The 20849-nt window shown below is 73.7% G+C and carries 19 protein-coding genes; 9 read left to right on the forward strand and 10 right to left on the reverse strand.

What is annotated here, in order from left to right:
• Positions 1-2394 carry a lysylphosphatidylglycerol synthase transmembrane domain-containing protein gene (locus tag IEY37_RS15070; RefSeq protein ID WP_188942975.1) on the forward strand — a complete coding sequence of 798 codons (2394 nt, stop codon included), beginning with the start codon at positions 1-3 and terminating at the stop codon, positions 2392-2394.
• A gap of 24 nt (positions 2395-2418) precedes the next feature.
• Here the strand turns inward: IEY37_RS15070 and IEY37_RS15075 are convergent, their stop codons facing one another.
• The 4 genes from IEY37_RS15075 to IEY37_RS15090 form a co-directional block, all read right to left on the reverse strand.
• Entirely contained in the window at positions 2419-3627 is a 1209-nt protein-coding gene (locus IEY37_RS15075; protein ID WP_229674475.1) for a spore photoproduct lyase family protein, read from the reverse strand.
• A 123-nt stretch (positions 3628-3750) separates the two neighbouring features.
• Entirely contained in the window at positions 3751-4794 is a 1044-nt protein-coding gene (locus IEY37_RS15080) for a phosphotransferase family protein (protein WP_188942976.1), read from the reverse strand.
• 28 nt (positions 4795-4822) lie between these two features.
• A complete protein-coding gene (locus tag IEY37_RS15085) occupies positions 4823-5032 on the reverse strand; it encodes a hypothetical protein (RefSeq protein WP_188942978.1) in 210 nt (69 codons plus the stop codon).
• On the reverse strand, positions 5029-5673 hold the full coding sequence (locus IEY37_RS15090) for a SigE family RNA polymerase sigma factor (RefSeq protein ID WP_188942980.1): 645 nt from the start codon (positions 5671-5673) through the stop codon (positions 5029-5031). Before IEY37_RS15090 ends, IEY37_RS15085 begins: the two co-directional genes overlap by 4 nt.
• A 379-nt stretch (positions 5674-6052) precedes the next feature.
• On the opposite strand from IEY37_RS15090, the gene IEY37_RS15095 reads away from it, so the two are divergent.
• From IEY37_RS15095 to IEY37_RS15110, 4 genes are all read left to right on the forward strand, one after another.
• Positions 6053-7582, forward strand: coding sequence for an ABC transporter substrate-binding protein (locus IEY37_RS15095; RefSeq protein ID WP_188942982.1), 1530 nt, complete (start codon positions 6053-6055; stop codon positions 7580-7582).
• 224 nt (positions 7583-7806) lie between these two features.
• A complete protein-coding gene (locus IEY37_RS15100; protein WP_229674476.1) occupies positions 7807-8985 on the forward strand; it encodes a carbohydrate ABC transporter permease in 1179 nt (392 codons plus the stop codon).
• Positions 8982-9929 carry a carbohydrate ABC transporter permease gene (locus tag IEY37_RS15105; RefSeq protein ID WP_188942985.1) on the forward strand — a complete coding sequence of 316 codons (948 nt, stop codon included), beginning with the start codon at positions 8982-8984 and terminating at the stop codon, positions 9927-9929. The genes IEY37_RS15100 and IEY37_RS15105 overlap by 4 nt, the downstream gene beginning before the upstream one ends.
• A 4-nt stretch (positions 9930-9933) precedes the next feature.
• Complete coding sequence (locus IEY37_RS15110) at positions 9934-11037, forward strand: LacI family DNA-binding transcriptional regulator (protein ID WP_188942987.1); 1104 nt, start codon at positions 9934-9936, stop codon at positions 11035-11037.
• Between the two features lie 141 nt (positions 11038-11178).
• Here the strand turns inward: IEY37_RS15110 and IEY37_RS15115 are convergent, their stop codons facing one another.
• The gene (locus IEY37_RS15115; protein WP_188942989.1) at positions 11179-12354 is read right to left on the reverse strand and encodes an MFS transporter; all 1176 of its coding nucleotides are present in this window, start codon (positions 12352-12354) and stop codon (positions 11179-11181) included.
• A gap of 268 nt (positions 12355-12622) precedes the next feature.
• Between IEY37_RS15115 and fbaA the strand changes: the two genes are divergently transcribed.
• The gene (fbaA, locus tag IEY37_RS15120; RefSeq protein ID WP_188942991.1) at positions 12623-13657 is read left to right on the forward strand and encodes a class II fructose-bisphosphate aldolase; all 1035 of its coding nucleotides are present in this window, start codon (positions 12623-12625) and stop codon (positions 13655-13657) included.
• 526 nt (positions 13658-14183) lie between these two features.
• Positions 14184-15248 (forward strand): transglycosylase family protein, encoded by a 1065-nt coding sequence (locus IEY37_RS22565; RefSeq protein WP_188942993.1) that lies wholly within the window; start codon positions 14184-14186, stop codon positions 15246-15248.
• A gap of 280 nt (positions 15249-15528) precedes the next feature.
• On the opposite strand, the gene IEY37_RS15130 is transcribed toward IEY37_RS22565, so the two are convergent.
• From IEY37_RS15130 to IEY37_RS15150, 5 genes are all read right to left on the reverse strand, one after another.
• The gene (locus tag IEY37_RS15130) at positions 15529-16203 is read right to left on the reverse strand and encodes a UdgX family uracil-DNA binding protein (RefSeq protein ID WP_188942995.1); all 675 of its coding nucleotides are present in this window, start codon (positions 16201-16203) and stop codon (positions 15529-15531) included.
• A gap of 115 nt (positions 16204-16318) precedes the next feature.
• Positions 16319-17452, reverse strand: a complete 1134-nt coding sequence (locus tag IEY37_RS15135) for a pepsin/retropepsin-like aspartic protease family protein (RefSeq protein WP_188942997.1) — start codon at positions 17450-17452, stop codon at positions 16319-16321.
• A 207-nt stretch (positions 17453-17659) separates the two neighbouring features.
• The gene (locus IEY37_RS15140; protein ID WP_373298361.1) at positions 17660-18346 is read right to left on the reverse strand and encodes a CPBP family intramembrane glutamic endopeptidase; all 687 of its coding nucleotides are present in this window, start codon (positions 18344-18346) and stop codon (positions 17660-17662) included.
• A gap of 233 nt (positions 18347-18579) precedes the next feature.
• Positions 18580-19530 carry an NAD(P)H-binding protein gene (locus tag IEY37_RS15145; protein WP_188942999.1) on the reverse strand — a complete coding sequence of 317 codons (951 nt, stop codon included), beginning with the start codon at positions 19528-19530 and terminating at the stop codon, positions 18580-18582.
• The gene (locus IEY37_RS15150) at positions 19527-19973 is read right to left on the reverse strand and encodes a nitroreductase family deazaflavin-dependent oxidoreductase (protein WP_188943001.1); all 447 of its coding nucleotides are present in this window, start codon (positions 19971-19973) and stop codon (positions 19527-19529) included. Before IEY37_RS15150 ends, IEY37_RS15145 begins: the two co-directional genes overlap by 4 nt.
• A 252-nt stretch (positions 19974-20225) precedes the next feature.
• On the opposite strand from IEY37_RS15150, the gene IEY37_RS15155 reads away from it, so the two are divergent.
• Together IEY37_RS15155 and IEY37_RS15160 are read left to right on the forward strand one after the other, a co-directional pair.
• Positions 20226-20525 carry a WXG100 family type VII secretion target gene (locus IEY37_RS15155; RefSeq protein ID WP_188943003.1) on the forward strand — a complete coding sequence of 100 codons (300 nt, stop codon included), beginning with the start codon at positions 20226-20228 and terminating at the stop codon, positions 20523-20525.
• Positions 20525-20809 carry a WXG100 family type VII secretion target gene (locus IEY37_RS15160; protein ID WP_188943005.1) on the forward strand — a complete coding sequence of 95 codons (285 nt, stop codon included), beginning with the start codon at positions 20525-20527 and terminating at the stop codon, positions 20807-20809. Before IEY37_RS15155 ends, IEY37_RS15160 begins: the two co-directional genes overlap by 1 nt.
• Positions 20810-20849 lie beyond the last annotated feature (40 nt).

Genomic DNA, 20849 nt, shown 5'->3' on the forward strand with positions numbered 1-20849 from the left:
ATGCGGTCACGGGACATCGACGCGGCGGCGATCCGGCGGACGGCCGCCGGACTGCTGTCCTCGTTCTGGTCCCGGCCGCGGGTCCGGCGCCCGCTCGACCTGGCCAGGCTGCTGCTGGCCCTGGCCGGTCTGGTGGTCCTGGCGACCGTGGTGGTCCTGGCCGGAGCGGGCATGCCGGACCCGACCGCCCTGGTGCCCGCGGTCCCGGCCAGGACCCTGACCCGCAGGGCGATCTCTCTGGTCAACGCGGCGTCCTCGCTGGCGATCCTCGGGATCCTCGCGGTCGTCGCACTGCGCGCCCTGCGGTTCCGCCGGTTCGCCGTCACCTCGGCGCTGCTGTCCTGCGGGCTCGGCGTCCTCGCCGGCTGGCTGCTCCCGGAGGGCGTGCGGCTGCTCGCCGGCCACGCCTCGGCACAGGTCCTGATCGGGCCGCCGGTCCAGTCGGCCGGCATCCCGGTGACGGCCGCCATCGCCCTCTTCGTGGGGGCGGACCTGCAACGGCGGCGCTGGTGGCTGGTCAGCCGGCTGGCCGTGGCCGTCGTGGTCGGCTGCTCGCTGCTGCTCGGCAGCCTCACCGTGCCCAGTGCGGCCTACGCCGTCCTGGTCGGGATCTGCGCCGGGCTGGCCGTGCGGGTGTCCCTCGGGGTCGTGCCGGCACGGCCGTCCGAGCTGGCGATCCGCACGGTGCTGGAGCGCGGCGGGCTGCCGGTCACCTCGTTCCAGCCGCACGACGACGCCGCGGGCCGGATCACCTACCTGGCCGCCGACGGCACCGGCCGGACGCTGGTGGTGACGGTCATCGACCCGGACCGGCGCGGGGTGCCGCTGGCGCGCCGGGCCGGCCGGGTGGTCCGGCTGCGCGCCGCCGTCGTCGGGCATCCGGCGCTGTCGCTGCGCGGACAGCTGGAGCGCCGGGCGCTGACCACCTCGCTGACCACTGCCGCCGGGGTCACCGCGCCGCAGGTGCTGGCGCTGCTGTCGGCGGGACGGGCGCTGGTGCTGGTCGAGCAGCCGATCGGCGGCGAACCGCTGCGCGCGGCCGCCGACGGCGCCGTCCCGTCGGACCTGGGCCCGGCCTTCGCGGCCCTGCGCCGGCTGCACGGCACCGCCGTGGCGCACGGCGCGCTGAGCGCCGAGACGGTGCTCGTGCAGCCCGACGGCGGCGTCGGCTTCGCGGACTTCACGCTCGCCCAACCGGCGGCCACCGAGCTGCAGCGGGAGCTCGACGTCGTCGCGCTGCTGGTCGCCGCGGCGGTCGTCGTCGGGGTGGCGCCGGCCGTGGCCGGGCTGCGGTCCGGGTACCTGTCCGACGCCGTCGCCGAGGCCCGGCTGTCCGCGCTGCTCCAGCCTCTCGTGCTGCCCCGGCCGACCCGGCGGGCCCTGCGCGGCACGTCCGTGCTGGCGGACCTGCGGGCCGCGCTGGCCCACCCGGCCGTGGCCCGGGCCGCCGGGCGCCCGCCGCGGCTGGAGCGGCTGCGCCCGCGGACCGTGGTCAGCGTCGTCGGCGGCACGGTGGCCGCGTACGTCCTGGCCACCCAGCTCTCCCACGTCAACCTGGCGCAGGTCTTCGCCCACGCCCGCCTGGGCTGGCTGGGCGCGGCGGTGCTCGCCTCGGCGGTGACCTACGTCGGTGCGGCGCTGGCGCTGCACGCGTTCGTGCTGGTCCGGCTTCCGCTCGGCCGGACCACACTCGTCCAGCTGGCGTCGTCGTTCCTCGCCCTGGTCACCCCGCCGACCGTCGGCCACGTCGGCCTGAACATCCGCTACCTGCAGCGCAGCGGGGTGCCCGCCGCCACCGCCGCCGCGGACGTGGCGGTCAAGGAGGCGGTCACCGTCGCCGTGACCGTGCCGGTGCTGCTGGTCTGCGGCTGGCTGAGCGGGGTGTCCGGGTCCCGGCTGTCCTTGCTGCCCAGCGGCGACGTGCTGGTGGTGCTGGCGGCGACCGCCGCCGCGGTCGCCGTCGTCGCCGTGCTGCCGCCCACCCGGCGCCTGGCCTGGCGCCGGTTGCAGCCGCTGGTCCGGCAGACCGTGCCCCAGCTGGTGGCGGCGCTGAGCAGCCCGCGCCGGCTGGTGCTGGCGGTCACCGGGGTGCTCGTGCTGGACGCCGGGTACGTGCTGGCCCTCGGCGCCTCGTTGCGCGCCTTCTCCGCCGAGTTGCCCATCACCGTGCTGGTGGTGGTCTACCTGGCGGCATCGGCCATCGGGTCGGCCGCACCCACCCCCGGCGGCCTCGGCGCCGTCGAGGCGGCGCTGGTCGGCGGGCTGACGGCCACCGGCATCCCGGTCGCCATCGCCATCCCGGCGGTGCTGGTGTTCCGGGCGGCGACCTTCTGGCTGCCCGCGCCGCTGGGCTGGGGGGCGTTCGTCCTGCTGCAGCGGCGCGGCCGCATCTGACCGCGCCGGCCGCGGCGTGGCGGATCAGGTCCAGTACAGCAGGCGGGCCCCGGGCAGCCGGGTCGCGACGGCGTCGCTGAACCAGCCACGCAGGTCGGCCATGACGTCCGCCGGGTAGACGTACTTGACCCCGCCGAACTTGGAGCGCTTGGCGCGGCGGCGGTCCTCGTCCATCTCCAGCCGGGTGGCCGGGTACCAGCCGAGCAGCACGTCCTTGCTGGCCGGCGTGAACCGGTGGGTGATGATCTCGGCCGTCAGGTCGACGTCCGGCACGCCGGCCAGCTCCGCGGCGACCCGGTCGAGCAGGCTGCCGTACGACTCCTGCCACCCCGGTACCGGCATGACCGGGGCGATCGTCAGGCCCACCGGGTACCCGGCCCGGGCCAGCCGGCCCAGGGCGTGCAGCCGCTGCGGCATCCGGGCGGTCCCGCCCTCGAAGCGGCCGGCGACCTCGTCGGCGTTGACCGAGAACCGGACCCGGGTGCGGCCGCCGTGCGGCAGTCCGGTCAGGCCCGCCACGTCGTCGAACTTCGTGGTGAACCGCAGGGACGGCGCGTCCCCGTAGCAGCCGGTGCCGACCCGGGTGATGGCCTCGGCGAGCGACCCGGTCAGATGCTCGATGCCCAGCGGATCGGTGTAGCAGGACAGCTCGAACGTGGTGCCCTCGTGGCCGCGGTCCGCGGTGCCGCTGGTGACGGCGCCCCGCCCGGCGTGCGTCCGGATACCGTCCAGCACCTCGTCGAGGTTGGCGTACGCCCGGGTCACCGGAGGTCCGGCCAGCGACCCGGCCAGGTAGCAGTACTGGCAGTGCGCCGGGCAGCCGCGCGCCAGGTCGATCCGCCAGTCGGCGCTCGGCGGGATGGGCTGTGGCTTGCGCACGCTCGGCGGGGCGACCACGACGGCCAGCGTCGACTTGGCGCGGGCGTACACCTCGCGCTCGTTGCCCTCCCGCAGGCCGGTCACCTGGTCGCCGCGGAGCACCTCGATGTCCTGGACGCCGGCGGCCTCGCACCGGGCGACGATCTCGCGCGTGTGCGGCAGCTCCGCGGCCGACCGGGTGATGCGGACGTGCCGCGGGATCCAGCGCCGCACCGCACCGTCGGGACCGGCCTCCGCGGGGGCGGGACCGGCCGGGGTGCGGGGAGCCCGGTCGACCAGGGCGACCGAGGCGGGCACGGGCGGCTCGAGCGGCTGGGGGACGGACGGGGCGACGACGGCGGCGCTGGGGGTCACACCTGGATCAACACCGCGGCGCTGCGCGGCCTTCCCCCCCGCCGACCGGTGATCGGGATCTGTCGTCCGGACGGGGAGCCGGGCGCGCGTGCCCCGGTCCACGACGAACCGGGTCGCCGCTCGTCACCGGTCGGCGTCGCCGTGCCGTCCCGCGACCCCGGCCCGCAGCAGCCCGGCCTGCACCAGCAGGTCCCGCAGCCGGCGGTCCAACCCCCGCATCGAGGCGTCCGCGCCGGCGGGGCGGTCGTGGGTGATCCAACACCGCTCGGCGGCCAGCAGCAGGGCGCGGTGCACGTCGAAGCGCTGCAGCTCGGGTCCCGCCGTCACGCCGTACGCCCGCACCAGCTCGGGTACCAGTGCCGGTTCGTGGTGCTCGACGTGCACCGCGGTCAGCGCCAGGTCGGCGAGCGGGTCGTCCCAGCCCGCCTTCTCCCAGTCGACCAGCCCGGACGGCGCCCGGTCGGGGGCGAGCAACAGGTTGCCGCCGTTGACGTCGTGATGGCACAGCACGGGACGCCGGCAGCCGGCCAGGGCATCGCGGCGGGTGCGCAGCAGCCGGCCGACGCCGTCCGCCAGCTCCGGCGGGCCGCCGCTCGAGCGGAACTCCGGCTCCAGCGCCACCCAGCGGCGGTGCACCCGTTCGACCGCGTCCGGACCCGGTCCGTCCGCTGCGGCGTCCCCGGCGTCGTCGTCCGGGACCACCGGCCCGAACCGCGCGCCGGTGCGGCGGTGCAGGGCCCGCAGCACGCCCGCGGCCGCCCGCAGGATGCCCGCCGTCTCGGCCACCGTGCACCGGGGGCGGACGTCCGACCACCGCTCCCCGGGGAGCCGGCCGATCACCAGGTAGGCACCGGCCGGCCCTCCCGGTCCCGCCGGTGCGGTGCCCCGTGCCGCGACGGCCGGCACCGGCACACCGGGCAGCCCGGCCGCGAGGCGCAGCGCGGCGTCCTCGACCAGCGCCCGCGACGCCGCCGGCGCCGGGAACACCTTGAGCACCCAGCGCGAGCCGTCCGGGGCGGCGAGGCCCGTCAGGTGGCCGACCGCGCCCTGCACCGGCGGCCGCCACGCGTCGGGGACCATCCCGAGCCGCGCCCGGACGTCCTCGAGCGCGGCGCGGACGGCGGCGTCGGGGGCCCGGGCGGCGGCGTCGGGGGCTGGGCCGGTCACCGGGACGGGCTGCCCGAATGGGGGCGGGTCACGCCAGCAGGCTGACGATGCCGGCCGTCACGCCGACCACCAGCCCCAGCAGCACGGCCAGCAGCAGCACCTGGCCCGCCGTGAGCCGTCGCCGGCCACCGGGCGCGGGCTGCTCCCGGGCGGGGGCCTCGCGCGCGGCCCCGGCCATCGCCCGCAGCGCCTGGGACAGCACGGTCTCCGGATCGCCGGGGCGGTCCTGCGGGCTCACCGCGCCCGCATGATGTCGCCCAGCTTGGCGACCGCGCGGCTGGCGGTGGACTTGACCGTGCCCTTGGACAGCCCGGTGGCCTCGGCGATCTCGGCCTCGGAGAGCCCGCCGTAGTAGCGCAGCACCAGCACCTCGCGCTGCCGGGGGGCGAGATCGGCGAGGGCGGACACGACCGCCTGGTGCTCGGCCGTGAGCAGCGCCAGCGACTCGGCCGACCGTTCGGTGCCCGGATGCGGCGGCACGTAGGCGCGGGCCGTGCGCCGGCGCCGCAGCATGGATCGCGAGCCGTTGACCACCGCCGTCCGCAGGTACCCGATGGCAGCCGCGGTGTCGCGCAGCCCCGACCAGTTGCGGAAGAGCCCGGCGAAGGCCTCCTGCACGACGTCCTCGGCGGACGCCTGGTCGTCGACCAGCAGGATGGCCAGCCGCACCATGCCCATTCTGTGGGTGCGGTAGATGTCGTCGATCGTCATCGGGCCGCCGGACGGCCGCTCGTCCGGCGGCATGGGGTTCAGGGTGACCAGCGAGCCGAGGGTCCGTTCCACGTCGGACTCGTAGCTCGGCGGGTCGGCGACCGCACCGTCCGGGGCGCCGTCGTGGTCCGCCGGGCGGGCGTCCGCCGACGCCCGGTCCTGCGCCATCCCGACCCCCGTCCGTCCGTCGTCGCGCGGTCCGACCGCCACCCAGCCGTCGCCCGGTTGGTTCCGCCGGCGGGCTGCCCCGATCCTGGCACGGCCGGCCGACGTCGGGGCGCACGGCCGCTGCCCGACCGGCGTGACGGTCGCCCGGTCGTGGCTGGTCGGAGGGGTTGTCGCGGCCGGTGACGGGCCCTGCGCGGACCGGCGCACCGCTGTGCGTGGCGTCGTCGGGGTTACGGGATTGTTACCGCTGGCGAGCGATCACGACTTGCGCATCGGCATTGCAAGCGTTTTCATGCTCAGGTGCTGTGAGCGCCCTCACAGCGGTTCGTGTCCAGGAAGAGAGGTCAGCCGAGTGTCACGTACGTCGGCCAGCAGAGCGATGGCGAGCATCGCCGGGATCGGTGCCGTCGCGCTGATCCTGACCGCCTGTGGCGGTAGCGACAACAGCGGCGGTTCCAGCAGTTCCAGCGCGTCCAGTGTGTCCTCCAGCTCCTCCGACACCGCCTCGTCCAGCTCGGCCGGCACCGGCTCCGGCAGCGAGAGCTCGCCGGCAGCGCCGAACTCCGGTTCCTCGTCTGCGTCGAGTGGCGGGTCTTCCGGTGGTTCGAGCTCCGGCTCGGCACCGACGAGCGGTGGGTCACTGCCCAACGACGACGCCACGTGGTGCGACGACACCAAGAAGGCCTTCCCCGACATCTCCGGCAAGACCGTCACGGTCTACGCCGGGATCACCGGCGACGAGGGCACGCAGCTGTCCAGCTCGTGGAAGGACTTCACGACCTGCACCGGCGTGAACGTCACCTACACCGCGGACAAGAACTTCGAGACCCAGATCGTCCAGCAGGCCACCGCCGGCAACGCGGCCAACATCGCCTTCGTGCCGCAGCCGGGCCTGCTGCAGCAGCTCGTTGCCACGGGCAAGGTCGTCGAGGCGCCGGCCCAGGTCGCCGCCAACGTCGACAAGTACTGGGACAAGGGCTGGAAGACGTACGGCACGGTGGACGGCAAGTTCTACGCCGCCCCGCTGGGCGCCAACGTCAAGTCGCTGGTCTGGTACTCGCCGAAGATGTTCAAGGCCAAGGGCTACACCGTGCCCACCACGTGGGAGGACATGGTCGCGCTCTCGGACAAGATCGCCGCCGACAACCCGAGCGGTCCCGCGGCGTGGTGCGCCGGTATCGAGTCCGGCACGGCCACCGGGTGGACCGCCACCGACTGGCTGGAGGAGGTCGTCCTGCGCCAGGCCGGCCCGGACGTCTACGACCAGTGGATCGCCCACAAGGTCAAGTTCTCCGACCAGCCGATCGCGGACGCGCTCAAGACCGTCGGGTCGATCTGGAAGAACAGCAAGTACGTGAACGCGGGCATCGGTGACGTCGCCTCGATCGCCAAGACCGCCTTCGCCGACGGCGGCCTGCCGATCCAGTCGGGCAAGTGCTACATGCACCAGCAGGCGTCGTTCTACGCCACGAACTTCAAGGGCACCCCGACCTTCGGGCCGGACGGCGACCTGTACGCCTTCTACGAGCCGGCGATGTCCGACAAGAACTTCGGCAAGCCGATCGAGGTCGGCGGCGAGTTCGTCGCTGCGTTCTCCACCAACCCGGAGGTCCAGGCGTTCCAGTACTACCTGACCACCGCGCACTGGGCGAACAACCAGTCCAAGTCCTCCAAGTCGCGCATCTCGGCGAACAAGGGCCTGGACATCAAGAACGTCGCAGACCCGATCAACAAGCTGTCCGTGCAGATCCTGCAGGATCCGACTTCGGTGTCCCGGTTCGACGCCTCGGACCTGATGCCGGCCGCGGTGGGTTCGGGTGCCGAGTGGTCGCAGCTGACCGCGTGGATCACCGGGCAGGACGACGCCACCACCCTCGCGGCGATCGACGCCGCATGGCCGGCCAGCTGACGCGCGGCCGGCTCCGCGGCTGACAGCTCGTGACAGCCCGGACCCCGTCGCCCGCACCCGGGGGGCGGACAGGCACTTCGTAGTGGGGGGGCAGGTGGCTCGACCCGGTTCGACCGGGTCGGGCCATCTGCTTCCCGCTTGTGCAGGACCTGTCGCGCCGGCAGGCGGTGCCGCACGACCGAACTTTCCGCTACCGCCTGACCGACGAGAGGAGTGAAGGCGAGTTGACTCAGACCCTGACCCGGCCGACCGAGCCGGCGCACGTGCGCAAGGAGCCCGCCGGCAACAACTGGATCACCTGGCTGGTCGGCGCGATCCTGGGCGTCATCATCGTGGCGCTGGTATGGATCGGCTGGAAGGCATTCACCGGCACCAAGATCCTGTTCGACTCGACGAAGTCGCACGGCTGGTTCCTGAACATGCTGTTCAACCCCACCTCGGCGGTCCAGAAGATCATCGTCATGGTGCTGGCCATCGCCCTGTTCGTGGGTGTGATGGCCTTGATCCTGTTCCTGGTGGACCGCGAGCGGGTGCCCAACGGCACCCTGGTGCTCGGCTTCCTCGGCCCGGTCATCGTCGCGGTGTCCGTCGGCTTGGTGTGGCCGGCGGTCAAGACGATCTTCCAGTCCTTTCGCAAGTTCGACCAGTTCGGCCGCGACCTGGGGTGGAACGGCTTCCACAACTACGGCTACATCTTGTCCATCGGCAAGGGTGACCTGATCATCAACACGGTGCTCTGGGTCTTCCTGGTGCCGATCTTCGCGACAGTGTTCGGACTGGTCTACGCGGTCCTGGTCGACCGCACCCGGTTCGAGGCGGCGGCCAAGGCCTTGATCTTCCTGCCGACCGCGATCTCGATGGTGGCCGCGTCGATCATCTGGCGGTACGTCTACTACGCGCCTGCGCCGTCCGGCCAGCCACAGGTCGGCTTGGCCAACGCCGTCGTCACCGCATTCGGCGGGTCGCCGTCGAACTGGACCCTGAAGTTCCCGCAGGCCACCTTCGCGATGATCGTCGTGATGATCTGGATCCAGGCCGGGTTCGCGATGACCACGCTCTCCGCGGCGATCAAGGCGGTTCCCGACGACATCATCGAGGCGGCTCGGATCGACGGCGCCAGCGGCATGCGGCTGTTCCGTTCGGTCACGGTGCCCACCATCCGACCGACCCTGGTCGTGGTCATCACCACCGTGGCGATCGCCTCCTTGAAGACCTTCGACATCGTCAACGTGATGGGCGGCAACCTGCCCAACAACGACATCCTGGCCAACGCCTTCTACCGGCAGATCACGGTCTCGCAGCCCGGCTTCGCCGGTGCGAGCGCGGTGCTGATCTTCGTCATCGTGCTGCCCGTGATCGTGTTCAACGTCCGTCAGATGAAGAAGTCGGAGGGCATCCGATGACGACCACCACCCCGCCGCTCATCGCGGCGCCCGAGCCGCAGCCGACCGGCCGCCGGCTGCGGGCCGCGCAGCGGGCGCAGGAGGCCAAGACCAAGCTCTCCTCGCCGTGGGCCTCCCTCATCGCGGTCGTCATCGCCGTCCTGTGGACCATCCCGACCATCGGTCTGCTGATCAACTCGGTGCGGTCGGAGCCGGGTCCGTCCAGCTCCGGCTGGTGGCGCCTGTTCGGCAGCGACGGGGTGGGCAACGTCATCCACTTCTCGTTCACCAACTACAGCCGGGCCTGGACCGGAAACGGCACCGGCAACCCGATGTCCGGGTTCATCCTCAACACCTTCGTGGTGACGCTGCCCGCGGTGTTCATCCCGGTGACCCTCGCGCTCCTGGCCGCCTACGCCTTCGCGTGGATCGACTTCAAGGGCAAGAACTTCCTCTTCGTGGCGATCTTCGCGCTGCAGATCGTGCCGATCCAGGTGGCGCTGCTGCCGCTGCTGACCATGTACTCCAACTTCGGGCTCACCAGCTCGTTCTGGTCGATCTGGCTCTCGCACACGATCTTCGGGCTGCCGCTGGCGATCTTCCTGCTGCACAACTTCATGTCCGAGATCCCCGGCAGCCTGGTCGAAGCGGCCCGGGTGGACGGCGCCGGTCACGTCAAGATCTTCCTGCGGGTACTGCTGCCGCTTCTGGTCCCGGCCATCGCGGCGTTCAGCATCTTCCAGTTCCTGTGGGTCTGGAACGACCTGCTGGTCTCGCTGACGTTCGCCGGCCCGAACACCACCCCGATCACCCGCGGCATCCAGGGGCTGACCACCCAGTTCGCCTCCGCGGCCAACGTGCTCCCTGCCGCCGCGATCATCGCCATGCTGATCCCGCTCGCCGTGTTCCTGTCGCTGCAGCGGTTCTTCGTCCGCGGCCTGCTGGCCGGCAGCGTCAAGGGCTGATCCCGTGAGCCCTCGCGCACTGGGTGGCGGGGGAAGCGCGACCGGCAGCACCGCCCTGCCCCCGGACCCCGACCGCATGGTCGGGGCCGGGGGCATCGTGGAGGTGGCGGCGCTGGCCGGGGTCTCCCCGGCCACCGTGTCCCGTGCCCTGCGCGGCCTCCCCGGCGTCTCGGCGAGCACCCGGGCCGCCGTCCGCGTCGCCGCCGAACAACTCGGTTACGTCGCCTCCGCGTCCGCCTCCGCGCTGGCCCGCGGCCGCACCAGTGCGGTCGGCGTCCTGGCCCCGTGGATCTCCCGCTGGTTCTTCGCCGCGGTGATCGAGGGCGCCCAGGAGCTGATCACCAGCCACGGGTACGACATGCTGCTCTACCCGCTCGGCGCCAACGCCGGTCCGGACGCCGGCCCGGTCGACGCGCGAGCCCTGCACAAGCGGGTCGACGGGGTGCTGGGCCTGAACGTGCCGGCGTCGATGCCCACCGACTCGCTGCGGGACCTGCGGGTCCCGCTGGTCACCGTCGGATCGACGGTGCCGGGCCTGTCCGGGGTCCAGGTCGACGACGTCCGGATCGGCCTGGAGGCCACCCGGCACCTGCTCGGGCTGGGTCACAGCCGGATCGGCTTCCTGGGTCTGGACCCGGACGACCTGTACGGCTTCACCGTCGCGGCCGACCGGCACCGCGGCTACGTCCAGGCGCTGGAGCAGGCAGGCATCGAGCCCGACCCGCGGCTGACCGAGGTCACCGGCTGGGCCGTGCAGGGCGGCGAGGCCGGGTTGGGGCACCAGCTCGAACTGGCCGCTGCCGCCGGCCGGACCCTGCCGACGGCGTTCGTGGCGGTGAGCGACGAGGTCGCCATGGGCGCGCTCTACGCAGCCCGGTGCCGCGGCATCCGCGTGCCCCAGGACCTGTCCGTCATCGGCGTGGACGACCACGACCTGTCGTACCTGTTCGACCTGACCACCGTGTCGCAGCCGGTCCGCCGGCAGGGCCGGCTGGCGGCGGAGCTGCTGCTCGAGCAGATGGAGGGCGGCGCGGCGGCCCGCCCGCGCGTCGTGCAGATCGACCCGGGTCTGGTGGTCCGGTCGACGACCGGGCCGCCGCGGGACTGAACGGCGGTCCCGGACACGCCGGCCCGGTTCCCTTCCGGCGCCCGACGGATCCGTGCGGCGGTGACCGGCGGCCTGTGGCCGGCGGCCCGGTGGCGGGCGGCGGGTGGCCGGTGCCGGATCCGGTGCGGTCGGTCCGTCGCGTCAGCCGACGAGCTCGGCCGCGGGTTCGGCGATCCGGCGGCGGTCGCCGGTGTAGCCGAGCGTGGCGGCGACCATGACGGCGCCCGCGACGGCCAGCGCGGCGCCGACCCACATCGTCGCGCGGTAGCCCAGGCCCACCTCGATGACCAGGGCGCCGAGCCCCGCGCCGATGGCGTTCGCGACGTTGAACGCCCCCTGGTTGGCCGCCGAGACCAGGCTGCCGCCGGTGCCGGCCTCCACGATGATCCGGTTCTGGACGACCGGGCCGAGCGAGAAGGCGACCATCCCGAACGCGACCAGCGTCACGACGGCCGGCACTGCGGCCGCCGAGGTCACGGTGAAGGCGACGAGCAGCAGGGCGACCACCGCCAGCCCCCAGGCCACGACCGGCATGCCCCAGCGGTCGCCGAACCGACCGCCGACCAGCGTGCCGACCGTCGTGCCGGCACCGAACAGCGCCAGCACCACGGTCACCCCGGTCGGACCGAGGCCGGACAGCTCCGTCAGGATCGGGGTGACGTAGGAGTACACGGCGAACAGCGAGCCGAACCCGACCGTGGTGATCGCGAGGCCGAGCCACACCCGCGGCCGGCGGAAGGCGCCCAGCTCGGCCCGCACGTCGATGCGGACCTGGTCCTCGGGCAGCAGCAGCCGCAGCGCCAGCACGGTGAGCAGGCCGATGCCGGCCACGGCGGCGAAGGTCAGCCGCCACGTCAGGTGCTGACCCACCCAGGTGCCGGCCGGGACGCCGACGACGTTCGCCACGGTCAGCCCGACGAACATCAGCGAGATGGCCTGCGTCGCCCGGTGCGGGGCGACGGCGCGCCGCGCCGCGATGGCGCCGACCCCGAAGAACGACCCGTGCGCCAGTGCGGTGAGGACCCGCGCCGCCAGCAGGACCTGGAACGAGGGGGCCAGCGCCACGAGCAGGTTGCCGGTGACGAAGACGGCCATCAGGGTCATCAGGGTCTGCCGGGTGGTGAGCCAGGTGGCGACCAGCGTGGTGGTGGGGGCGCCGATCACGACGCCGATGGCGTAGGCGGTGATGACGACGCCCATCGCCGGCACGGACACGTGCAGGTCGGCGCCGATCTGCGGCAGCAGGCCCATCATGACGAACTCGGTGCAGCCGATTCCGAAGGCGCCGACGGCGAGCGCGAAGAGTGCGCGCGACAAGAGGACTCCCAGAGGTGCGATTGAGGTACCGGGACGCCCCTGGCCCGCCACGGACATCTTGCGCCGTGCGAACAGATTTGTCGAATCGTTTCGACCGCGTTTTCGGGGCGCGACCCGGCCGCAGCGCCGGCTCACCGGCGCGGGATACTGTCGCGGACATCGGCGGCGCCAGCACGGCTCGTCGCCTCGCCCGACGGCCCGCGGGACAGCACCGGGCGACCATCTCGATCCCGCGGCTGCTCCACCGCCACGAAAGGACGCGTGCGCCATGCCTCTGGCCACTCCCGAGACGTACTCCGCGATGATCGACCGGGCCAAGGAGGGCGGCTTCGCCTACCCGGCGATCAACATCACGTCGTCGGAGACGATCAACGCCGCCATCAAGGGCTTCGCCGACGCCGGCAGTGACGGCATCATCCAGGTCTCCACCGGCGGTGCCGAGTTCGCCTCGGGCACCGGCATCAAGGAGATGGTCACCGGCGCGGTGGCGTTGGCCGAGTTCGCCGGCGTGGTCGCCGACAAGTACGGCGTCACCGTCGCCCTGCACACCGACCACTGCCCCAAGGACAAGCTGGACAGCTACGTCCGGCCGCTGCTGGCGCTGTCCGCCGAGCGGGTCAAGGCCGGCGGGAACCCGCTGTTCCAGTCGCACATGTGGGACGGCTCCGCGGTGCCGCTCGACGAGAACCTGGTGATCGCCGAGGAGCTGCTCGAGCTCACCCGGGCCGCCAAGGTGATCCTCGAGATCGAGATCGGCGTCGTCGGCGGCGAGGAGGACGGCGTCGCCCATGAGATCAACGACAAGCTGTACACGACGCCCGAGGACTTCATCGCCACGGTCGACGCGCTCGGGCTGCCGCAGACCAACGACTACATCGTCGCGGCCACCTTCGGCAACGTGCACGGCGTCTACAAGCCGGGCGGCGTGAAGCTGCGGCCGGCCGTGCTGAAGGCCGGCCAGGACGCGGTGGCCGCCAAGCTGGGCATGCCGGAGGGGTCCAAGCCGTTCGGGCTGGTCTTCCACGGCGGGTCCGGGTCCTCGGCCGAGGAGATCGCGGAGGCGGTGTCGTACGGCGTGGTCAAGATGAACATCGACACCGACACCCAGTACGCCTTCACCCGCCCGCTCGTCGGGCACTTCTTCACCAACTACGACGGCGTCCTGAAGGTCGACGGCGAGGTCGGCAACAAGAAGGCCTACGACCCGCGCTCCTACCTCAAGCTCGGCGAGGCCGGCATGGCGGCGCGCATCGTCGAGGCGTGCCAGCAGCTCGGCTCGGCCGGGACGTCGCCCACCGCCTGACCCTTCTCCGCGCTGCAGTCGCCGGCCCGCCCCCGTCCCCGGGGGCGGGCCGGTGGCATCTGCGCACCGGTCCGGCCGCCGCGCCGCTCCGTGGCGGCGCCGACGCCGTACCCACTGCTCCGTGACGGCTGGTGGTGCTCGGCCGGGTCCCCGACGCGGCGACGGCGGCGGACGGGTCGGACACCCAAGGCGGGCCGATCCCCAGTGGACACCCGGTCACCCATCGGTGTAATTCCAGATGTGTAATTCTGGACCGGCGTGTCGAGCGTGGGAACGCAGGGACAAGACGCTAGAACTGAGTGTGCTGGGACTCTTGTGACTTCTGTGACCGGCGTCGTACCGTACGTGCGGGCGACCGTCGGGGAAGCCCGTCGGTGCCCGCGGCCCCCGCCTCGCGCACCGGCACCGCGGTCGTCGCGGAAGCGGGCCGGGCGGGGCTGCAGCAGGGTCGGCGTCATGGGAAGAGGCACCGGCTCGGACGGCGAGGACGCCTGTCCCCGTGCGGCAGCGGCCACCGGAGGCAGGCATGCGCCGTACCTTGTCCATCGCATCGGCGGTCGCCCTGGCGGCGGCCTCGATGCTGGTCGCCGCGGGCACCGCGCTGGCCGATCCGTCCGCCGACGCCTGGGCGTCGGTCCGGAAGTGCGAGTCGAGCGGGAACTACGGCATCAACACCGGCAACGGGTACTACGGCGCCTACCAGTTCGACGTGGCCACCTGGCGATCGGTCGGCGGCACGGGGCTCCCCAGCGACGCCAGCCCTGCCGAGCAGGACTACCGGGCGCTGTACCTGTACCGGCTCCGCGGCTGGTCGCCGTGGATCTGTGCGGCGCTCTCGGGCGTCACCGAGGACTCCAGTGCCCGGTCCGGCCGGGTGCCGACCCGGGCCGAGGCGGCGTACATGAGCGGCGGCTCGGCGAGCTACTCGCCGGTGGACACGTCGACCTGCCGGGTCGGATCCACCACCGCGCCGCCGTGGGGTGGCGTTGCCTTCACCCAGGGCCACACCTACCGCGACCTCACCTGCTGGCAGCGCCAGCTGGGACAGCAGGGCTACGGGCTGCAGGGATCCGGGTACTTCGGGGCTAACACCCTGGCCGCGCTGCACCGGTTCCAGGCCGCGAAGGGACTGCCCGCGTCGAACTCGATCGACCAGCGGGCCTGGGTCGCCGCCTGGGGGACCTCCGGTGGCGTCAAGCCCGGCGTGACCCCGGTGCCGGCCAAGCCCGCGCCGGCCAAGCCCGCCCCCACCAAGCCCGCACCGGCCAAGCCCGCTCCGGCGAAGCCGGCTCCGGCCGCACCTGCGGTCGCGGTGTGGCCAGGGCTGACGAAGGCGGCCTGCCACGTGGGTGCCGCCACCGCGCCGGCGTGGCCCGGCAAGTCCTGGACGTCCGGGGCGTACGACCGCGACCTGGCCTGCTGGCAGATGCAGATGGGTGCCCGCGGCTACGACCTGCACGGCAACGGCTGGTTCGGGGCCAACACCCTGGCGGCCGCCAAGGACCTCCAGAATCGCAACAGGCTCGGCGGGTCCGGACTGATCGGCCCGAAGACCTGGAAGGCCGCCTGGGAGGGCAAGGCCCGCCGCTGACCGTCGGCCGGGACGGAGACACGTCGGGGGTGTCTCCGTCCCGGTCGACACCACGACCCCCGCACCGCCGTAACGCCCACCCGGGCGGCGGCGACATCCCTGGCAGGTCTGCCCCTGCGGACCCGCACCGACCGACGCACGGAGCCGGTGCATCGAAGAGGCCCGGAGCACGCCGCTCCGGGCCTCTTCGCTGTCCCGGGCCACTCACGCGACGCCACCGCACGTCTCGCAAGGCCGTGCCCGGGACGGTCGGGCTGCCCGGTGTGGTCGCCGCGGGCGCTCAGGCCGCCGGCAGCGCCTGCGCCGCCACCCGCAGGTCGGCGACCAGCCCGGCGAAGGCCTCTTCGCGGGTCTGCGGGTCGGCCCGGAGGACGGCCGAGGGGTGGATCGTCGCCAGCAGCAGGTGCGTCCGGGTCTGCACGCCGGCGTATGGTCCCGCCTCCGGCGGCCAGTCGAGCAGCAGGCCACGCTGCTGGGTCACCCGGAACGACGGGCCCATCAGGGCCTGCGCGGCGGTCGCGCCGAGCGCCACCACGACGTCCGGCTCGACCGCGCCGAGTTCGGCCCGCAGCCACGGGGCGCACGCCCGAATGTGCCCGGCGCCGGGGGTGGCGTGGATGCGCCGGGTGCTGCCGGCGGTGCTCTTGAACCGGAAGTGCTTGACCGCGTTGGTGACGTAGGCCCGCTCGCGGTCGATGCCGGCCTCGGCCAGCGCGCGGTCGAGCAGCCGTCCGGCGGGGCCGATGAAGGGCCGGCCGGCGCGGTCCTCGGCGTCCCCGGGCTGCTCGCCGACCAGCATCAGCGGTGCGCCGCGCCGGCCCTCGCCGAAGACGGCGTGGGTGGCGTCCTGGTACAGCTCGCAGCCGCGGCAGCCCTGCACCGCCTCGGACAGTTCCGGCAGGTCGGGGTCCGGCGTGTGCGGGAGGAACGGGGTCGCGTCGGTCCTGGCGGGCACGAAGCTCCCGGTTGCCCCGACGGGTGCCCCGCAAACGCGGTCCGGTGCGGGGCCCCGCCGATGGGACGTCGCGGCCCCGGGTGGGACGTCGCGGCCCCGGGGGGGACGTCGCGGGTCAGCCGGCCGGGGTGGTCGCCCGGAAGCCGAGGGCGCCGGAGCCGGCGTCGTAGAGGTAGTCCACCTGCGACAGCGCCCAGCGGCTGATGTTGAAGAAGCTGCTGTCGCCGTTCTCCGCGAGGTTGTGCCCCCACTGCACCGACCGCGGCGCGTCCGGGCCGCCGACGGTGAAGCTGTAGATCGGGGCGCCGCCCAGGGCGGGCAGGCCGACCTGGATCTGCTGTCCGGCGGCCACCGAGGGCCGGCCGCCGGTGCGGGACGCCGTCGTCGGGGGATCCACGCCGGCCGGTACCTGGACGATCGCGTAGGGCAGGCCGGTGTCCAGCAGCAGGGAGCCGCACTGCGCGGGCAGCCCCCGGACCGCCAGGCAGGCCGACGGAGCGGCCCAGTCCGCCGACTGGCTGCCGCCGGTCCGCTGCAGGCCGACCGTGCGGAAGCCGTCCGCGGTGTCCTGGCCGATCCCGAGGGTGACGGTGCCGCTGCCCAGGACGTATCCCGGCGTCAGCTGCCCGGCGTCCATGTCGGCCAGGTGCAGGAACGGGTTGATCGCCGGTCCGGAGTAGGTCGAGTCCGGGTTGTCGCTGCCGCGGTCGAAGCCCACGCCGAGCATGGCGACGCGCGCCGACGGGCTGCAGCTGCCGTGGGCGTCGCAGACCCGGTCGACCGCGCGGACCAGGATCGGCGAGGTCGTCGCCGGGCCGCCCGCCGCGTCGGTCGTCGACGAGAACTGCAGCGTGGTGCGGACCCACTCGCCCGAGTAGTGCATCCCGCTCGAGGAGTAGGTGAAGCCGGAGAACGTCTGTCGCGGCTGCAGCGGGGACCAGTCGTCGCCGAGGTACTGCCGGGAGATCACCACGCCGTTCGATCCGGTGTCCACCAGCATCGTCACCGGAGCCCCGCCGGCCGCGCGGACCGAGAGGTGGATGCCGTCCGCCAACCAGTCGGACGCCAACGGCAGCACGTGCGGGCTGCCGTGGCCGACGGCCGCCGCCGCGCCGGTGGGGGAGCCGCCCGACCCGGCCACCATCGCCGCCGTCCCGGTCACCGTCGCCGCCGACCCGGTCGCGGAGCCGCCGGTGGTGGCCGGCGATCCCTGCTCCGCACAGCCGGCGGCCAGCACCAGCGCAGCCACGCAGGCCGTGGTCAGCCGCCGACCGGTCCCGCCTCCGTGGAGGCGGTCCGGGTGGGGCGTCGCGCCGGGATCGCGGCAGGTGAACCGGGACATCGCATACCTCCACGATCGCTGTCTGTAGCGAAAGAATCGCAGACAGCGACGAGCGGCGCGGGTCTTTGACGGGATCCGTCGCCACCCCAGGCCGGTGGCGGATCCGCCTTCCCGTCAGGCGGCGGCGAAGATCGGCGGCAGTAGCAGGAACATGGACATCGACCAGGTGATGTGGGTCAGGATCGGCGCCAGGATGCCGCCGCTCGCCCGTCGTTGCAGGCCCAGCACGAAGCCGAGGGTCACCGCCGCGAACACCAGCATGATGTTGCCGCTGGCCAGGGTCACCGCGGTGTAGACGAGGGTGGAGATGAGCACCGGCTGCCGGACGCCGATGGCGGCGTAGAGGCCGCCGCGGAAGAAGATCTCCTCGGCGATGCCGTTGACCAGCGTGATCACCGCGACGAGCGGCGCGGAGCCCTCCCGTGCGTGCGCGAGCACCGAGTCGACCAGGCGGTGCAGGGGCGCGATGTCGCGGACGACGAGCGCGCCCGCCACGAACACGACGACGACGGCCAGTCCGGTGAGGACGGGGATCAGCACGGGCCGCCGCATCCGGCCGCGGGTGCGGCTGTAGCCCAGGTGCAGCGGCCCGGAGATCAACCCACCGGCCACCCAGACGGCGGCGAGTCCGAAGGTCAGCGGGTAGAACGCGGGATCGGCAGGACGGACCGAGAAGGAGAGCCCGAGCAGCAACCCGCCCGCGCACAGGGTGAGCGCGGCGATCACCCGCCGCCGTCGGAAGTCCCGGTCGGGTTCCTGGTGATCGCGGGCGACCTTGGTCACCAGCGCGTTGACGAAGATCCGGCGCCCGGCCGCCCAGAGCCCGTCGGTGCCGTCGGCGCCGCGGGCGATCGGCGTGCTGCCTGCTCCCGAGGCGCCGACGGCGCTGCCGGTCCGGCCGGGACTGCTGGTCCTGCTGGTCCTGCCGACGCTGCCTGCGCTGCCGGTGCCAGCGGTGCTGGCGGTGCCGCCTGCGCTGCCCGTGCCGCCTGCGCTGCCCGCGCCGGTCGGCGTGCCGGACTCGCCCCGGGTGGTCACGGCGCCTCGGCCGGCCGTGGAGCACCGGCGGGCGGCGTGCCCAGTGCGCGCTCGCGGTCGGCCAGCGCCAGCCGCACGGCTTCGTCGTACCCGGTCAGCTCGCCCGGCAGCAGGGACCGGATCGCCTGGTCGGTGACCACCACCTCGTTGGTCATCGAGTCGATCAGGTTGCGGCCCGTCTCGGCGTCCACGTCCGTGACCAGCGCCAACCATCCCGAGGACAGGCGCGGGGTGAGCAGCGGCACCGACAGCACGGGCAGCACCCGACGATTCATCACCAGCGCGGCCCGTTGCAGCATGTCGATGTACCGCAGCACCTCCGGCCCGCCGACCTCGTACGTGCGGCCGGCGGCCTCGGGGTGGTCGAGGACCCCGGCCAGGTACCGGATGACGTCCCGGAGGGCGATGGGCTGGGTGCGCGTCTTGACCCACCGCGGCGCGACCATCACCGGCAGGTGTGCCACCAGCTGCCGGGTGATCTCCCACGAGATGCCGCCGTGGCCGATGACCACCGCGGCGCGCAGCACGGTCACCGGGACGCCGCCCTCGGCCAGCAGGCGTTCCACCTCGCGGCGGGACCGCAGGTGCGGCGACAGCGTCCGCTCCTCGCCACCCAGTCCACCCAGGTAGACGATCCGTGAGACGCCCGCCTCGGCGGCGACGCGGCCGAAGGCCGTCGCCGCGTCGGCGTCCTTGCGGACGAAGTCGGTCGAGTCCAGCGAGTGCACCAGGTAGTACGCGGCGTCGACGCCGGCCAGCGCCGCCTCGAGCGAGGCCGCGTCGCCGACGTCGCCGTACACCGCCGTGCCGGGCCCGTCGTACTCGGCGGGGCGCCGGGTCATCGCCCGGACGTCGTGCCCCGCATCGGCGAGCGCCCGCACCAGGTGCGAGCCGATGAAGCCGGACGCCCCGGTGACCAGGATCCGCCGGCCGCCGCCGCCGGTCATTCGACCGGGTCGAGCACGACGACCGGGATCTGCCGGTCGGTCTTGGTCTGGTACTCGGCGTAGTCGGGCCAGACGGCCACGGCGCGCTCCCACCAGCGGTCCCGCTCGGCGCCCTCCGCGGTGTGGGCGCGGTAGGTGCCCACCTGCGCGCCGTCGCGGACCGTCACCACCGGGTCGGCCAGGATGTTCAGGTACCAGACGGGGTGGTCGGGCGCGCCGCCCTTGGAGGCGACGGCGGCGTAGCTGCCCTGGTGCTCGACGCGCATGAGCGGGGTGCGGCGCAGCGCGCCGGTCCGCCGGCCCGTCGTGCTGACCAGCATGATCGGCACGCCGCGGAGCGTGGTGGCCTCCTGCCCGTTGCTCTCCTCGTACTGCTCGGCCTGATCGGCCGCCCAGTCGCTGGCCCCCCGGAGGTACTGCCCCCGCGCCACCTGCTCCGCCATGCCGTTCCTCTCTGGTCGCCGCGTAGAACCGCGGTCGGTGTTCCCGGCCAGTGTGCCGGTCGGTCCCTCGCCGACGCCCCACTGTGCCGCGGGCCACCGACAGCGAGTGGATCCGGCGCCCGCCGCCGGGCCCGCGATCCCCACGTCGACCGGCTGTCCACACCCCCGGATCGGCTGCTGGGCCGGCGGTCGGGCCCGTCGCAGTCTCGGGTGCGACCGGCGCGGTGCCGGTCGTGCAGACGAGGAGGTCCGGTGCAGGGCATATCCATCACGTCCGACCGTGTCGTGGCCATGGGTGGCGCGGCGGAGGCGGTCGGTGCCGAGTTGACCAGGGAGATCGCCGCGGCGCGGGAGATCCTGGAGGGCATCAGGGCCGGGTGGCGGTCCGACCAGGCCGCGCCGCGCTACGCCGCCGCGCTGGAGGGCTATCTCCAGGAGGCCGCCGAACTGCGGGACGCGCTGGTCGGACACGGTGCCGCGCTCGAGCGGACCGGTAGGGCCTTCGCGGAGGCCGAATCCGCACTGGCCGCCGGCCTGCCCCAGGGGTCGTGATGGCCGTCATCGACGTGGACTACGGGGCGTTGGCGTCCGGCCACGACGGCCTGGTGGCCACCTGGCAGCGCATCGAGACCCACCTGGCGGACCTGGACCACGCCGTGGCCGCCGGCGGTGACATGCAGGCCGACGCGCTGACCGCCTACCGCGGGCTGCGCGTCCGCTGGACCCGGTCGGCCGCGGAACGGCAGCAGGTGCTCCGCATGCTCGGCGACCTCCTGCGGGCCGCGGCGGACCACTACCGCCAGGTGGACGCCGCGCTCGCGGCGCAGTTCTCGTGACTCGCGGGCGCCGGCCGGTCGTGGGCCGGTCGCGTCGCCC

Origin of the sequence: Nakamurella endophytica (assembly GCF_014646215.1) — a bacterium.
Lineage (GTDB): Bacteria > Actinomycetota > Actinomycetes > Mycobacteriales > Nakamurellaceae > Nakamurella > Nakamurella endophytica.

What these genes read in the sequence shown, in the direction of transcription:
- IEY37_RS15095 (WP_188942982.1), top strand. Translation starts at nt 6,053, where the DNA reads ATGGCGAGCATCGCCGGGATCGGTGCCGTCGCGCTGATCCTGACCGCC.
- IEY37_RS15090 (WP_188942980.1), bottom strand. Translation starts at nt 5,673, where the DNA reads ATGGCGCAGGACCGGGCGTCGGCGGACGCCCGCCCGGCGGACCACGAC.
- IEY37_RS15145 (WP_188942999.1), bottom strand. Translation starts at nt 19,530, where the DNA reads ATGACCGGCGGCGGCGGCCGGCGGATCCTGGTCACCGGGGCGTCCGGC.
- fbaA (WP_188942991.1), top strand. Translation starts at nt 12,623, where the DNA reads ATGCCTCTGGCCACTCCCGAGACGTACTCCGCGATGATCGACCGGGCC.
- IEY37_RS15105 (WP_188942985.1), top strand. Translation starts at nt 8,982, where the DNA reads ATGACGACCACCACCCCGCCGCTCATCGCGGCGCCCGAGCCGCAGCCG.
- IEY37_RS15150 (WP_188943001.1), bottom strand. Translation starts at nt 19,973, where the DNA reads ATGGCGGAGCAGGTGGCGCGGGGGCAGTACCTCCGGGGGGCCAGCGAC.
- IEY37_RS15070 (WP_188942975.1), top strand. Translation starts at nt 1, where the DNA reads ATGCGGTCACGGGACATCGACGCGGCGGCGATCCGGCGGACGGCCGCC.
- IEY37_RS22565 (WP_188942993.1), top strand. Translation starts at nt 14,184, where the DNA reads ATGCGCCGTACCTTGTCCATCGCATCGGCGGTCGCCCTGGCGGCGGCC.
- IEY37_RS15160 (WP_188943005.1), top strand. Translation starts at nt 20,525, where the DNA reads ATGGCCGTCATCGACGTGGACTACGGGGCGTTGGCGTCCGGCCACGAC.